The sequence below is a fragment of the Commensalibacter papalotli (ex Botero et al. 2024) genome (assembly GCF_947179115.1).
Classification (GTDB): domain Bacteria; phylum Pseudomonadota; class Alphaproteobacteria; order Acetobacterales; family Acetobacteraceae; genus Commensalibacter; species Commensalibacter papalotli.
Genome location: NZ_CAMXCI010000005.1, coordinates 71,596 through 85,755 on the forward strand (window position 1 = coordinate 71,596; position 14,160 = coordinate 85,755).

A 14,160-nucleotide genomic window follows, 5' to 3' on the forward strand; every position below is an offset into this window, starting at 1 on the left:
ACTTAAAAACTTTAATAAAAAAGCCATCTATAAAAAATTATAGATGGCTTTTTATATAAACAAGAAGCAATATTTATTTATTAATATTCTTTTGCATTTGTTCGATTTGCTTTTGTTGTTCTGGTGTCAAATTCTTCATTTGATTACCCAGTTGCTTTTGAGCGTTTTCCATATAGTTTTTTTTCTGCTCAGGAGTCATTTTATTAAAACGTTCCATTTCAGCCTTAGCTTTAACTCTTGCTGCCTCTAAAGCTTTCTTTTGTTCTGGATTTAAATTTTTGGACATACGATCAAACTGTGCATCAGCTTGCTTTTGAGCGTTTTCCATATAAGCTTTTTGCTCTTCAGGAGTCATTTTATTAAAACGATCCATCTCAGCTTTAGCTTTTCCTTGAGCAACTGTTAACGCTTGTTGTTGTTCTGTTGATAATTGTAACGCTTGGTTTTGAGTTGTAGCAGAATTAGCAGTTGTTTGTGCTTGTACTTGAGAAACTGTTCCAACAGCCATAACAGCACTAAATACACTAGCTAATAACATCACACGCTTTGATATAGATTTCATAAACAATCACCTTTTATATAAAAATAGAATTAAATAGCAATAAATACTCTGTAGAAAATCAACATAATTTAAGATTATGAATTAACTATGACAGCATCCCTGAAAAAGCCAATAACTAAACGATATATTATACTTCTCGCTATAAACATAAAAGGGAGTGTCTATAACACTCCCTTCAAAACTGATATTTAATATCTGATTAACGATTAAAAGGATGCGTTAAGTCACGTGCATCGCGTTTTGTGTTGTTTTTTAAATCTTTCCACTGTTTGCGTTGTTCTTTTTGTCTTTGCAAAGATTGATCTCTTCTTGCATCCATATCTTTTTTAAACTGTTCTTTTTTATCTTCAAACTGCTTTTTTTGATCTTTTAGAGGGTGTTTATAACGATCGAGTTGTTCTTCTCTTTGTTTCTTCTGATCTGCAAGGTTATTTTTAAAATCTTGTTTTTGCTGTTCTAACCGTTCTCTTTGATCTTTACCTAGATTTTTATAACGATCAACTTGATCTTGTTGTTGTTGAATACGATTTTGAACATTTTGGTTATGTTCAGTGATTTTGTTGTGAAGGTTATCTTCTCTTTGTTGTAGATCTTGTAGGGGTGATTGTGCATTTGCCTGAGAGGCTGCACCAACAGCAATAAAAGCACCAAATAAACCAGCAGTTAATGCAACTTTATACATTTTACTCATAATTGAATTACCTTGTTCTTGAGTTTCGTTGAGCATAGGAAAGGCTATAAATTAGGCGATAATAAGGCATTCTTGTAACAAATTCTCAAAAGCAATTTTCTCTTACAATTCAATTTAAATCTTATTTATTAACTTAAATTCTTGAATATAAAATCACTTTTATATTAAAACTATTCTTTTACTCATTGATATTATAATAAATATATTTTTATCTTTTACTGAGAATTGAATTTGTAAAAAATGAACTATAAATACTTTATTTTTTCTTTGATTTTTACTTCGTCGTTTTTTTTATGCACAATGAATAATCTTGCTTGGTCTGATAACCCTATAAATAAATCCTCTAAAAAGGACACAGGAATCGACAATACCGATACCGACTTTATTCAAAAGCGCTTTTCCTTGTTACCACAGGATAAAATTACACAACATCAATTAACCCTGCCCCATCAAAATATTCCTTATGTTGCACAAGCTGGCACTTTATTGATTCGTAACGACAAAGGTGAAATTAATGCCAAAATATTTTATGTAGCTTATATTGCAGATCAATCAAAAAGTAAGAACCGCCCTATTTCATTTTTCTTTAATGGAGGTCCAGGAGCCGCTAGCTCTTATTTAAACTTGGGCATTGCGGGGCCTGAAGTTATTAATTTTCCTAAAAGTGACCTAACAGATGGTGCGCATGCTACTCGCGAAAGTAACCCTGATAGCTGGCTTCTTTTTACCGATATGGTTTTTATTGATGCCGTTGATACAGGATATAGTCTTTCGGCCGCCCCTGAAAAAGCTTCGAAAGAATTTTACACTTCAAAACAAGACGCCAAAACTTTTGCTAAAGCCATTCAACTTTATTTATCCAAATCTAAACGCAAAGATCCTGCTATTTGGTTAGTTGGGGAAAGTTATGGCGGATTAAGATCAATCCTTGTGGCAGATGATTTACTTAAAAATCAAAATATCTTTGTCAGGGGTATTATTATGATCTCCCCTGCGATTGAACTGAGTTTACTTGATCAATCAGATAACCCTATGGCGAATGCCTTTATCTTACCCTCTTATATTGCCAGTCATCTTGAAAAAACACATCAACTCTCTGATAAAAAAATTAAGGAAGCTTATCAATATGCCATGGGACAATATCTACAAAAAATGATAAATTCTGTCCCCACAACTGAACAACCCGCTTTTTACCAAGAACTGAGCCAAAAAACAGGTCTTCCAGTAGAAATTATCACACAACATAAAGGCATATTAGATCCTTCTGCACACGATATTCGCAGTCGTGATGGAAAATTGCACAGCTTATACGACTATACGCTAACGATCCAAGATCCTTACCCTGATGGCACCAATAACGAAGACAGTCCTGAACCAGTTTTATCTGGTTTCGGAAAAGTCTATGGGAGTATGTTTGCAACTTACGCTGCACAAGATCTGGGATTTAATACACCTTTAACCTATAACTTGTTAAACATGTCATTAAATGAGCAATGGAACTATACAGATCAGGGTTTTTCAACTGTTAGAGGTTTGCCAGTATTACGTAAATTGTTGGCTTTAAACCCGTCTATGCATGTTTTTATTGCACATGGATATTTTGATTTAGTTTGCCCTTTTTCTGCTTCACAGTGGATTATCAATCAAACCCATATAAAGCAAGACCGCATAACCTTAAAACTTTATAAAGGTGGGCATATGCTCTATACTAATCCCAATAGTCGAACAGCACTTAGCCGCGATGTAAAGCAACTTTATGATAAAGATCAGCAACCTCCAAAATAATCTTTTATTACGTTTTGTATTCTGCTCCAATCTTGTTCTTGGGACAGACCAAAACGTAACCATTGAAGATTATAATCAAAACGACGCACCCAAATTCCGTGGTTAGCTAGATGCTTCCAAAATATGCGTGCGTCCTTCATTTCGACTAGACGAAATAAATGCGTTCCACCAACTATCTTACAATTATTATTTATAAATAGTTTATCAAGTTGCTGCACTTGCTTGGCCAACTGATTTTTGGCTTGTAGCAACCATTCTTGATCCTGAAGAGCTTGTAAACCGATTTGCAAAGCCTGTCCACTTAGAGACCAAGGCCCTAGCATTGCCTTCACTTTTTCTATGATTCTTGTGTCCGATAACAAAAACCCTAAACGCACCCCAGCCAATCCATATGTTTTGCCAAAAGAACGTAAAATCGTCAATGCAGGATGCGGTAACAATGCCGCAATACTCTGCTTTTCGAAATCCATAAACGCTTCATCAACAATGATATGATTGTCAAAACAATCCCAACCCGAGATGATCTCTTGCATCTGCTTGATATTTAGTAATCTCCCATCTGGATTATTAGGATTACAAATAATGCCTATTATTTGATCTTGATTGGCAAACCCCATAAACTCTTCAAGAGAATGAACTTGATGAACAAGAATACCTGCCTGCTGCCAACTATTGATATGTTCCATATAAGTTGGGCATAATATACAAACTTGTTTAGCCTCAAAAATATAAGGCAATAACGAAATTAAAATTTGCGTTCCAGGGGCTGCTGCAATCAAGTTAACCTCTTTAACCCCATATCTGAGTGCTGCCAGTTCTCTTAGACGCCATTCATCATTTATACTGGGAAGTTGCGCTGCATACTCGATTGAAATCCGAGAAAAAGGATAAGCATAAGGATTAATTCCAGTTGATAAATCAATCCAGTTCTGTAAAACATGAGGGAATTGTGATTTGGCCTGTTGTAATTGACCACCATGAAGCATCTTGTTTTACACCATACTTTATTAACCCAATAATGGCTTATACGAATATTAAATGAAAAAATTCTTTTCTCATCTTATACAACATTTTCTGTTGTGTCATTTACAAATGATCCTGATCGCAGCACTAATTGATGCGTTATGGGGCGAACCAAAATATATTTATAATAAAATACCTCATCCTATTATCTGGATTGGTAAGCTTATTGATTATTTGGATAAAAAACTTAACCACACGAACGATCCCGCACAACAACAAAAGCAAAATGGATTTGTAGCCTTAAGCTTAACAATTGCTATTCCTTGCTTAGTAGGTATTTTTCTTCAAAAAATACTTTTTAAATCTTTACCTAAACCAATTGCTTATTTTTTATCTGGAGTAATAGCCAGTATTTTTATAGCAAAACGCTCTTTATATGAACATGTTCATGAAGTAGAAAAAGCATTAACCTTAGGTGACATAAAAAGCGCACGTTATGCAGTTAGTCAAATTGTTGGTCGAAAAACAGATCAACTTGATTCATCGGGTATCGCCAGAGCAGCGATTGAAAGCCTTGCCGAAAATTTCTCTGATGGGGTTATAGCGCCAATATTTTGGGGATGTATCGGTGGTTTGCCAGGTATTATCACCTATAAAGCGATTAATACCGCCGACAGTATGATCGGACACAAAACAAAAAAATATAAATTTTTTGGTTTTGCTGCTGCTAAATCAGATGATTATGTCAATTATCCTGCGGCTCGGTTATCGGCCTTACTCATTATTTTAACGACCAGCAAAAAGCCATTCTCTGATTTAAAATTTGTAGCTAAAGAGGCAAAAAAACATAACTCTCCTAATGCAGGATGGCCCGAAGCTGCAATGGCAACCCGTCTATCCATCTTACTTGCAGGGCCACGACAATATCAAAATTATGTGATTGACTCCCCTTGGATAGGCACAGGGAAAAGCAAGCTAAATCAAATAGATATTCAAAACGCTTTAGATACATTCTCATTTACTTATAATAAATCTTTAACTTTTTTAATAATCATCACATTGATTTTAAAGAAATTTAAATAATAATCAATATTTATAATATTTCATTTTAAATCTAGATATTATTTATATTTTTTACATATATTAATTGAATAAATTACAAGTAGTTTACAAACTATATTAAGTTAAAAGTGGTATTATTTGATAAAATCAATTGTTATTATAAGATAATAATTAATAATTAATAATTAATTTAACTATTGATCGATAGTTTTTTTAATAGAATTAACTTTTATAATTTTTTTATTATAAAAATATATTGCTAAACTAGCTAAAATAAGACTATATAAACAACCAAAGCTATTTTATTTATATTATGAAATAGTTTAAACCTACCTTGAGATAACCGACTATGTCTTTTAACTTAATCTCTTTATATTAACTACTTAATCTTACCTCCCTATTAGGGAGGTTTTTTTAACTCATTCAAAAAAGTCATTTAAATATAATTTAATAAATCAAGCACATCTAAATGCTGCTCTATATGGTTTGCCCATTTATCTAAATTGTTTTCAACTTGAGACAAAAAGTTAACATTATTTGCTTTTATCCCAAAATAACTTAATAAAGCTTGGCGCGTTAAATCATGTTGAAAAACACCATGCAAATAAGTCCCTAAGACCTGACGGTTATTGGCTACAATTCCATCAGCTTGTTTATCGTTCAGTATTGCAAAAGGCTCATACTCACCATGATATTGTGTTACCCCCAAGTGCATTTCATAACCAGAACATTCTATATCTTCTATAAAAAGCCTACCTGTGACTTTTTGTAATGTTTTAGAATGCTCTAATTGGGTAGAGATATTAACCAAATTTAATCCATTAATATGGGAAATATCGCCTTCGATATGATGTGGATCACTAATTTGGGAACCAAGCATTTGATACCCTCCACAAATTCCCATCACAAACCCCCCCTGTCTCACGTGTGCTTTGATATCAATATCCCATCCAGTTTCATATATAGCTTGTAGGTCAGCAATCGTTGTTTTAGAGCCTGGGATAATAATAACGTTTGAGTTATTGGGGATAGAATCGCCTATTTTAACAAAATTCAATTGAACATTTTCTTCATATTTCAAAGGATCAAAATCATCAAAATTAGAAATGGTCGGTAAAAGTAAAACAGAAATCACAAGCTTACCCTGTGGCTGATGATAAACTGATTTTAAATCAGCAGCATCTTCGGCAGGTAATTGACTTAACCCAGGAAAATACGGCAACAACCCCATATTCTGCCATTGTGTTTTTTGACTGATCCAGTGCATAACATCGGTAAATAAAGAGGGATCTCCACGCATTTTATTAACGATAAAGCCTTTAACTAATCCCAAATCTTCTGATGATAAAACAGCATGTGTTCCAATAAGACTAGCAATAACACCTCCCCTATCAATATCACCAATTAAAAAAACAGGGGCTTTGACTGCCTGTGCAAATCCCATATTGGCAATATCATGGGAACGTAAGTTAATTTCTGAAGCAGAGCCTGCCCCTTCTATTAAAACAATATCTGCCTGTTTTGATAAAATCTCAAAACTCTCCAACACATAAGGCATTAACTGAGGCTTGATTTCTTGATACTCTCTTGCCTTCGCTTGCCCCCAGATTTTACCCTGTACTATAATCTGAGATCCAACTTGACTTTGCGGTTTTAATAAAACAGGGTTCATATGCACACTTGGTTCAACCCCACAAGCCATTGCTTGTAAGGCTTGCGCACGACCTATTTCCCCACCATCAGCCGTTACTGCCGCATTATTAGACATGTTTTGCGGTTTAAAAGGAAGAACTTTAAAGCCCCTGTGCCTTAATGCCCTGGCGATACCAGCAACTAGAACAGATTTACCAACACTGGAACCCGTTCCTTGAAACATCAAGGCATTCGCCATTAAAATTCAACCCCTTTTTGTGCTTTAACACCCGCTTCGAAATGATGTTTGACCAAATTCATATCTGTTACTAAATCCGCGACCTCTATCAGCTCTTTTTTGGCATTACGTCCCGTAATCACAACATGTTGCATAGAGGGTCTTTGACGTAATCCCTCTAATACAGTTTCCATTGCAATATAATCATAACGTAACGCTATATTCAGCTCGTCCAAAATAACTAAAGAAACCTCTTCATCTTGTAAAAAACGTAAAGCAACTTCCCAGGCTTTGGCACAAGAGGCAATATCTTTTTCTTTATTCTGAGTATCCCAAGTAAACCCATCTCCAAGCGTATGCCATTGTAATAAATCAGGAAAATGCTCAGCCATTTTTCGCTCTCCTGTTTGCCATTCAGGAGCCTTAATAAATTGAATAACTGCACATTTACGGCCATACCCTAGATTTCTGAAAAGGAGACCAAAAGCTGCTGTGGATTTCCCCTTACCCGTGCCTGTATGAACCATAACCAGACCTTTAGTTTCTGTTTTGGAAGCAACTAGCTCGGTTTGCAGTTCCTTTCTTTTTTGCATTTTCTTTTTATGGTGTTCAGCATCATTTTCAGTCATTTTTTTTCCTTGGTTTTAGCCTTTAAGTTGCACCGGATAGCCTGCGATAATAAATGTAAATTTATCTGCAATTTTAGCAATTTCTTGATGAAGGTTTCCCGCATGATTGCGAAATTTCCTGGCCATAAAATCTGCGGGAACTATTCCCTGACCAACTTCATTACTAACAATAAAAACATCCCCTTGATAAGATTGTAAACACGCAACCAACTTTTGGATTTCATCTTGAATATTTCTATTATCCATCATTAAGTTGGTTAACCACAAAGTCAAACAATCGATAAGTATAGGCGTTTCAGTAGTTTTAGATAAATAATTAGCCATTTCGATTGGTTCTTCAATTGTAACCCATCCCTTCCCTCGACGACATTGATGATCTTTAATTTTTTTCTTCATCTCGTCGTCCCACGCCCTACCTGTAGCCAAGTAAATCCATGGCTGTGGATAGGGTATAAGTTGCGTCTCTGCATAATGGCTTTTACCAGATTTAGCCCCACCCAAGATAAAATGAATCATCACATTCAGCTTATTTCTAATTTAATTCTATAAAATCACCCTACAATATGCCTATAATTCAATAACATTCAATGTGAATATTTAATTCTTCTTTAAATAATGAAAGCATTAACCTCATGAAACCAGAAATTTTACAACTTGTTCCTATGAACCAATCTGTCCAAGAACAAGTCAATCAAAACTATATTAATCATATTGTTCTGGATGGTTTACCCTCAACTGATATTCTTAACAAAGTAGAAGCGGTCATTACTAACGGGGTCATTGGTGCACCAACTGAGATGCTTAACGCACTACCAAATGTTAAACTCATCACGGTTCACGGCGTTGGTTATGATAATGTTGATACTGACCTTTTAAAAAAAAGAAATATAAAACTCAGTATTGCAACCAATGTACCTACCCAAGACGTTGCCGATATGGCAATTGGTTTATTACTAAACGTTGCTCGCCAACTTAACCTACGCGATCAGTTTATTAGAGAGGGAAAATGGGAAACAGAACGTTGTCATTACCAAGGAACCTCTATTTCGAACAAAAAAGTCGGCATCATGGGAATGGGTCCTATTGGCCGAGCCATTGCACAAAGGATCAGCGCATTTGATAATGAAGTCTCTTACACCGCACGTCATCAACATACGGATGTAAAATGGAATTTTGTACCATCATTACTGGATCTTGCTAAACAATCAGATATATTTATTATTGCCGCTAGTGGTGGGGATAATTCACGTAAAGCCGTCAACCAAGAAATCATCGAAGCTATTGGAGAACGTGGGTTCCTGATTAATATCGGTCGTGGCGTCACTGTTGATGAAGAGGCTTTGATAGAATGTTTACAAAATAAAAAAATTGCTGGTGCTGGCCTAGATGTTTTTGCTGATGAACCCCACGTCCCTCAAGCTTTAAAAGATCTATCAAATATCGTTATGGCCCCCCATTCTGCAGGGGCAACTTATGAAACCTCCAAAAATATTTCAATTAAAATATTAAATTCTCTAAATGATTATTTTGCAGGAAGATCGTTACCTGATGAGGTTAAATTATGATTAACGCTATATCGTTAGCTAAATCCGTTAGGTAACTTTCATACGCTAATTCATACTAAGAATTTTTAATAATTATCTTTTTATACTGTCCATATAATATTCATAAAAATGCTGCTCATCTAAAACCTTACTAGCAGCATTTTACAAGAGTTTATTTTAATATTGGAAGCTGATCTAACCAATTGATAATCGTCGATTGTAAAGCAATACGATGATCATTATAGCCATGATTGGTAGGAATATGAACCAAGGATAGGTTTTTATTTCCTTCTTCTTTGACTGTCTGAGCAAATTTTTGATCCCCTTTAGCAAAAGAATCATTAGAATAAATAACCAATAAAGGTGTATTTTTAAGGCCTGGCGCGGCATTATTCATATCAAATTTTTGTTGGTTTTGAATAACCTCATCAGCCATTTTTTCAGGCGTTGTGTTCAATGTTTCAAAATTATCTGCCATCCAAGCCACTGTATCAGCGCGTTTAGGCGCAATAACAGCATTTCCCCCCATATTGGCAGCAGAGAACATCACAACACCCGCAATATTTTTTTCTTGGGCAGCAGTCATCGCAACAACCCATCCCCCCATACTATGTCCTGCCAACACAATTTGTTTTTCATTAATATTAAATTTCTTTTGATTTTCAGGATTTTGAATAAAGGATAATACTGCTTTGGCATCCTCTATATTCCCAGCAAAACTAAAATTACCAGGACTGCCCCAAGAACCACGATAATTAAAGGTTAATACATTCCACCCATTTCTTCGGACGGCTTGGGCAAGATCAAGATTTTTTTCATTCCCTGGCACACCGTGTAAAAGAACCATGGTGGGATGAAGCCCTTTACCAGCAGCCAGCATAAATAGCCCATTAATTTTTACATTTTGTGTTGGGATATGAACAACTTGATCATTCGCTGTATAGTTTCTATCAGTTACAACAGGATCAGTATAAATGACAGAGGGTATTGTTTTCGCACTGACCGTGTTCAAACCAAAAGTGATCATACAACTACTAAGCACAACAGAGTAAAAAGAATATTTTAGTAAGTTCATCGTAAATAAAATCCTGAAAAAATTATAATAAAGGTTAATAATATTGATAATCTATCATTAGCGATGTTTTTTATGACACTGGTCGAAGCCAACTGCATATTTTTTATTATATGTTAATTGCACACGATGTTCATTCAAATCAGCAGAGTTATTCCATAAAATATGTTTGTTAACGTCATATTGAATCCATCCAATAGCCACTGATGTATTAGGATTATCTGGTTGAGAGATAACATCATAAACGACTTGGGCGCTAATCATACTCGGTTGATCATCATCAATCAGTAAATTGATCTTATCTTTCCCTACTTCATGCACTGGGAAGTTACTACTTCTGACCATCTCGGTAACATACGCATAACATTCTAGGTGCGGTTGTGCAAAAGCGGTTTGGTTCGTACCAAGCCCTGTGAAGATACTGAGTAATAAAATACAGCTATATCTTTTTATAATCATCATAAATATCTCTTTAAAAAGCAAATTTTAATCATAGTCTTTTAAAGAATTTACGACTATAACAATCTTGATGGTTCCTTTGGAATAATAGGGAATATAGTGTAATTCTATAGCTGCCCCCGCAACTGTTAATAGTTAGTAACCTCTGTCATACCACTGAAGTTTTTACTTTGGGAAGGTTGAGGTTATGTCAATACTATGAAGTCAGGAGACCTGCCATCATTAATCGTCAACATGAAAACATTGGGCGGGGTGCCTCAATGCAGCAAAGATCTGTCACTGATGGTTCTTTTTCTTTCATAATGACATGAATATTACCGCAAGGAACTTTTCATGTTTACTGCACTTAAACATCTTTTTGATGAAAGCTCGCCTAATTTAAAGGCGCGTATCATTACTATTTATATAATCCTTGCTGTTATTAATATCGGCGCATGGATTTGGGCATTTATTGCCTTTTATGACAAACCTACTTTACTTGGGGTTTCTTTGGTTATTTATGGCTTGGGGTTACGCCATGCTGTGGATGCTGATCATATCGCTGCTATCGACAACGTTACCCGTAAATTAATGCAAATGAATCAAAGACCTGTTTCAGTAGGTTTTTTCTTTGCTATGGGGCATTCAACAGTTGTTTTTATTGCCGCTGCGTTGGTTGCTATTGCTGCCAGCACATTAAATAATTTTGGCAATTTTCAGAAAATTTCTGGCGTGATTGGAACATTGGTTTCCTCGGCATTTTTGCTTATTATCGCGATTATGAACATTTGTATTTTTGTTTCTATTTATAAATCATATAAACGCGTAAAAGCAGGAGGCAGTTATATCGATGAAGATCTGGATCTTTTATTGAATAATCGAGGATTTTTATCACGCCTATTCCGCCCTATGTTTAAACTAGTAACCAAGGGATGGCATATGTTTCCCCTTGGGATTTTATTTGGCCTGAGTTTTGATACAGCCACCGAAGTCTCAATGTTTGGCGTTGCTGCAGCACAGGCCACTCAAGGAGTGCCAATTGAATCCATCTTGGTTTTCCCAGTTTTATTTGCAGCAGGAATGTCTTTGATCGATACATCCGATGGTATTTTAATGCTCAAAGCCTATGACTGGGCCTTTGTTAAACCCATGCGTAAATTATTTTATAATATGTCGATTACCTTGGTTTCTATTATCGTAGCGCTATTTATTGGTGGTATCGAAGCTTTAGGATTAATTGCAGATCAACTGGAACTTACGGGAACATTTTGGGATTGGATTAGTGCACTGGGAAGTAATTTTAATGATTTAGGTTATGCCATCATTGGATTATTTATTATCGCGTGGCTGATTTCTTATTTAATTTATAAACAACAAAATATAGAATAATTGAATATGCAGGATAAAATAAACTATCCTGCATTATTTTATAATTTGATTGATCTGGGCGTATAAAACCAAGTCTTTTGGTTGGTTTGCATCAATTTACTATACCTGCTGCCAATCAAAATCAAAGTTTGCATATTTCCCATAGAAGCACACGCATCTTTTAAATTCGTAAGCTCAATATGCTCATTATCACGCGAGATCGCCTGACAAAAAGCAACAGGAATATCTAAAGGTAACTCTTCTCTTAAAAGATCAAGTGCAGTATCCAATTGCCAAGGTCTAGCCTTAGATACCGCATTATATAACGCAATAACAAAATCCGCCTGAGCTGCCAGCCGTAATCGTTTTAAGATGATTTCCCACGGTTTTAAGTTATCCGATAAAGAAATCGCACAAAAGTCATGCCCCAAAGGTGCCCCCAACCGAGAGGCTGCGGCAAACATTGCTGAAATACCAGGTAAAACGGTAACCTCAATATCTTTAAATGAAGGATCACCATGTTCAATGGCTTCAAATACTGCACTGGCCATAGCAAAAACACCAGCATCACCAGAAGATACCACACCAACCCTTTGCCCTTGTTGCGCCAATAATAACGCATGACGTGCACGATCTAATTCTTCACGATTATCAGAAATATGTTTAAGAATATGTTCTGGCACTTGCACACGATTAACATAAGGACCATAGCCAATAATATCCGTCAAAGTTGGCAATAAAGCCTCCACTTCTATTGTTTGTAAATTCTGTTCCCCAGGGCCCAAACCAATAATATACACATGTCCGCTCATGATTATTATCCCGCAATCAGAATTAAAGAGAAATAAGGGGCGATACCTGTGAACTCAGATAGTGGCATAATTTTCTCTTGAACTTGGGTTCCCCTCTCAATATAGATCGCTTTATCATACATATTGGCTTCTTGTAATGCTTGCTTAACCTTGGATAAATTTCGCCCTATTTTCATAATAACAACAGCATTACAATAACAAAGTTTGGTAACCAGTTCTTCTGAGGATAATGTCGCAGGTAACACGGTCAATGTTTGCTCATATTTCACAATAGGAAGTTGCGCATTACTCCAACACCCACTCATCGCAGAAATACCAGGTACAATATGTGTCGAATAACTGGGTTGCAAACGCTCCAAAATATACATAGCTGACCCATAAAAAAGAGGATCACCCTCACATAGCAACGCTACATCTTGGTTGTTTTTTAAATGCTGTTCTATTATATCAGCACATTCATCGTAAAACAAAGATAAAGCCTGCTTGTATTCATTAGTTTTATGCGGAATTTCGGTCGTGATTGGATATTCAAAACGTAACTCTTGCTGCGTTGATACTATCATATCGTCAGCTATTTTACGAGCATGACCAACTTCACCTTTTTTGGCAAAATAAGCATAAAAAGAAATATAACGTAAAATTCGTTCGGCTTTACGAGTTACCAACTCAGGATCACCAGGCCCCATGCCAAGAATATATAAATGACCACTCATAAATTATATTTCCTGTTTTTGAGCCAAAGCATTGATCGCTGCAACCGCCATCGCACTGCCACCTTGACGACCCTTAACAATAAGATAAGGAATTTTACCCCACTCTACCAAAGCTTCTTTTGATTCCATTGCCCCAACAAATCCAACAGGAACACCAATAATTGCTGCTGGATAAGGAATTTTTTTATCCTCTAGTAAATTAATCAAATGAAACAACGTTGTCGGGGCATTCCCAATAACAACCACGGCACCTTCAAGTGCATCTCCCCATAAATGAACTGCTGCTGCGGAGCGTGTATTTTGCAGTATTTGCGCCATTTTGGGTGTGTCAGGATGATTGAGTGTACAAATGATGTCGTTATTTTGTGGCAGCCTACGTTTCGTAATCCCGTGTGCTACCATTTCTGCATCACAAAAAATAGGCTTACCTTGCTGTAAAGCTTTCTCTACTACCTTTACAACTTGAGGATGAAAGACCAGTTGTTCGGTTATCTCAATACGACCACAAGCATGAATGATCCGCACCGCAATTCTCGCTTGATCCTCGGTAAAACTTGATAGATCAGCCTCATGGCGAATCGTTGCAAAAGATTGCTTATAAATTGCTTGGCCATCATGGATATAATCATATAAAGACATCAAACAGCTTTT

General features: G+C 35.9%; 15 protein-coding genes and 1 riboswitch. Of the genes, 4 read left to right on the forward strand and 11 right to left on the reverse strand.

The window, feature by feature from the left end; all coding sequences use genetic code 11:
- Window positions 1-73: 73 nt before the first annotated feature.
- Window positions 74-562 carry a hypothetical protein gene (locus QMN76_RS09260; RefSeq protein WP_282024491.1) on the reverse strand — a complete coding sequence of 163 codons (489 nt, stop codon included), beginning with the start codon at window positions 560-562 and terminating at the stop codon, window positions 74-76.
- 199 nt (window positions 563-761) lie between these two features.
- Window positions 762-1,253: a hypothetical protein gene (locus QMN76_RS09265; protein ID WP_034340443.1), complete on the reverse strand. Its 492-nt coding sequence runs from the start codon at window positions 1,251-1,253 to the stop codon at window positions 762-764.
- Between the two features lie 300 nt (window positions 1,254-1,553).
- Here QMN76_RS09265 and QMN76_RS09270 point away from each other — a divergent pair, with 300 nt between their 5' ends.
- Window positions 1,554-3,038, forward strand: coding sequence for a S10 family peptidase (locus QMN76_RS09270; protein ID WP_282024494.1), 1,485 nt, complete (start codon window positions 1,554-1,556; stop codon window positions 3,036-3,038).
- On the opposite strand, the gene QMN76_RS09275 is transcribed toward QMN76_RS09270, so the two are convergent.
- A complete protein-coding gene (locus tag QMN76_RS09275; RefSeq protein ID WP_282024496.1) occupies window positions 3,020-4,024 on the reverse strand; it encodes a threonine-phosphate decarboxylase in 1,005 nt (334 codons plus the stop codon). The genes QMN76_RS09270 and QMN76_RS09275 overlap by 19 nt on opposite strands.
- A 52-nt stretch (window positions 4,025-4,076) precedes the next feature.
- On the opposite strand from QMN76_RS09275, the gene cbiB reads away from it, so the two are divergent.
- Window positions 4,077-5,084, forward strand: a complete 1,008-nt coding sequence (gene cbiB, locus QMN76_RS09280; RefSeq protein WP_282024498.1) for an adenosylcobinamide-phosphate synthase CbiB — start codon at window positions 4,077-4,079, stop codon at window positions 5,082-5,084.
- Between the two features lie 415 nt (window positions 5,085-5,499).
- Here cbiB and QMN76_RS09285 read toward each other — a convergent pair whose 3' ends face one another.
- Genes QMN76_RS09285 through cobU form a run of 3 tightly spaced genes read right to left on the reverse strand, consistent with a single transcriptional unit; the run spans window position 5,500 to window position 8,078 of the window.
- Window positions 5,500-6,954, reverse strand: coding sequence for a cobyric acid synthase (locus QMN76_RS09285; protein WP_282024500.1), 1,455 nt, complete (start codon window positions 6,952-6,954; stop codon window positions 5,500-5,502).
- On the reverse strand, window positions 6,954-7,562 hold the full coding sequence (cobO, locus tag QMN76_RS09290) for a cob(I)yrinic acid a,c-diamide adenosyltransferase (RefSeq protein ID WP_034340457.1): 609 nt from the start codon (window positions 7,560-7,562) through the stop codon (window positions 6,954-6,956). The genes QMN76_RS09285 and cobO overlap by 1 nt, the downstream gene beginning before the upstream one ends.
- Window positions 7,563-7,577: 15 nt before the next feature.
- Entirely contained in the window at window positions 7,578-8,078 is a 501-nt protein-coding gene (cobU, locus tag QMN76_RS09295) for a bifunctional adenosylcobinamide kinase/adenosylcobinamide-phosphate guanylyltransferase (RefSeq protein ID WP_034340460.1), read from the reverse strand.
- Between the two features lie 116 nt (window positions 8,079-8,194).
- Between cobU and QMN76_RS09300 the strand changes: the two genes are divergently transcribed.
- Complete coding sequence (locus tag QMN76_RS09300) at window positions 8,195-9,127, forward strand: 2-hydroxyacid dehydrogenase (protein ID WP_282024502.1); 933 nt, start codon at window positions 8,195-8,197, stop codon at window positions 9,125-9,127.
- Between the two features lie 151 nt (window positions 9,128-9,278).
- Here the strand turns inward: QMN76_RS09300 and QMN76_RS09305 are convergent, their stop codons facing one another.
- Both QMN76_RS09305 and QMN76_RS09310 read right to left on the reverse strand, forming a co-directional pair.
- Entirely contained in the window at window positions 9,279-10,181 is a 903-nt protein-coding gene (locus QMN76_RS09305; RefSeq protein WP_282024504.1) for an alpha/beta hydrolase family protein, read from the reverse strand.
- A gap of 57 nt (window positions 10,182-10,238) precedes the next feature.
- Window positions 10,239-10,640: a hypothetical protein gene (locus QMN76_RS09310; protein ID WP_282024505.1), complete on the reverse strand. Its 402-nt coding sequence runs from the start codon at window positions 10,638-10,640 to the stop codon at window positions 10,239-10,241.
- A gap of 51 nt (window positions 10,641-10,691) precedes the next feature.
- Window positions 10,692-10,872: riboswitch (cobalamin riboswitch) on the forward strand.
- Between the two features lie 98 nt (window positions 10,873-10,970).
- On the opposite strand from QMN76_RS09310, the gene QMN76_RS09315 reads away from it, so the two are divergent.
- Window positions 10,971-12,005: a HoxN/HupN/NixA family nickel/cobalt transporter gene (locus QMN76_RS09315; RefSeq protein ID WP_282024507.1), complete on the forward strand. Its 1,035-nt coding sequence runs from the start codon at window positions 10,971-10,973 to the stop codon at window positions 12,003-12,005.
- A gap of 38 nt (window positions 12,006-12,043) precedes the next feature.
- On the opposite strand, the gene cobJ is transcribed toward QMN76_RS09315, so the two are convergent.
- From cobJ to QMN76_RS09330, 3 genes are read right to left on the reverse strand one after another with little or no spacing between them, the layout of a single operon-like run.
- Window positions 12,044-12,796 carry a precorrin-3B C(17)-methyltransferase gene (gene cobJ, locus QMN76_RS09320; RefSeq protein WP_282024508.1) on the reverse strand — a complete coding sequence of 251 codons (753 nt, stop codon included), beginning with the start codon at window positions 12,794-12,796 and terminating at the stop codon, window positions 12,044-12,046.
- A gap of 5 nt (window positions 12,797-12,801) precedes the next feature.
- Window positions 12,802-13,509 carry a precorrin-2 C(20)-methyltransferase gene (locus QMN76_RS09325; RefSeq protein ID WP_034340468.1) on the reverse strand — a complete coding sequence of 236 codons (708 nt, stop codon included), beginning with the start codon at window positions 13,507-13,509 and terminating at the stop codon, window positions 12,802-12,804.
- 3 nt (window positions 13,510-13,512) lie between these two features.
- Complete coding sequence (locus tag QMN76_RS09330) at window positions 13,513-14,148, reverse strand: precorrin-8X methylmutase (RefSeq protein ID WP_282024510.1); 636 nt, start codon at window positions 14,146-14,148, stop codon at window positions 13,513-13,515.
- Between the last annotated feature and the right edge of the window lie 12 nt (window positions 14,149-14,160).